Annotated in this window: 1 protein-coding gene and 1 pseudogene; one reads left to right on the top strand and one right to left on the bottom strand. The window is 57.0% G+C overall.

Annotation, left to right across the window (positions count from 1 at the left end; all coding sequences use genetic code 11):
- Window positions 1-360: pseudogene (locus D3H34_RS33110) on the bottom strand (C4-dicarboxylate ABC transporter substrate-binding protein); the annotation flags it as partial.
- Between the two features lie 315 nt (window positions 361-675).
- Between D3H34_RS33110 and D3H34_RS33105 the strand changes: the two are divergent.
- Window positions 676-872 (top strand): GntR family transcriptional regulator (locus D3H34_RS33105; RefSeq protein ID WP_147400618.1); only part of this gene is annotated, 197 nt, incomplete at its 3' end.

Genomic DNA, 872 nt, shown 5'->3' with positions numbered 1-872 from the left:
CTTCTGCGCGCGGTACAGCTTGAACGCATCGGTGTAGCTGGTGGCCAGGAACGGCACGCCGTCCAGGCCGAACAGCGGGTTCTCGTTCTCGAAGTTGTTGAGGATGACTTCGCCGGCCTGCACCTGACCGCTTTGCACCGCGCGCTTGATTTCGGGCGCCTTGAACAGCGAGGCATTCGGATGGGCCTGGATCTTGAGCTTGCCTGCGCTGTTCTTGTCGACGTCAGCGATGAACTGCATCAGGTTCTCGGTGTGGAAATTGGAAATCGGATAGGCCGACGGCAGATCCCACTTCGTCTGAGCGGCCGCTCCCAGCGCGACGCCAGCCAAAACCGCAGTAGTCAAACACTTTTTCAACATACCAACTCCCTGTTCATGGAAATCAAAGAAAAGAACAAAAGCAGCATTGCAAATTACATGCCACTATAGTTTGTTGAACAATTCTGTGACCACTGGTGAAAATACCGATGCCGCAGGCACCAATATCGGGCGGACATCGTCCAACCCGGTGCGCCGGCGCGCGCGGCCGCACAGAAATCATGTTGTTCAACAATATTCCGGCGATGGGTGAAAATAATGGCCTGACGGTTGACCAACAACGGCCTGGCGGCAAGCGAACAAGGCCTGGGTCGTGAAAAACCCGGATACTAATGCGGTTCAAACTGCCTTCCCATCATGTCCACCCAGCGCCCATTGACCTCCGAAAGCCTCAGCGACCGCATCGCCGAACAACTTCGCCTGAAGATCGTGCAGGGTGTGTTGTCCCCTGGCATGCGTCTGTCGGAGCAGGCCCTGGCGGACGAGCTCACCGTGTCCAGGAATACGCTGCGTGAAGCGTTCCGCATCCTGACCAAGGACGGCCTGGTGAAGCA

The organism is Acidovorax cavernicola, from assembly GCF_003581445.1.
This window is presented reverse-complemented; position numbering and strand designations above follow the sequence as displayed.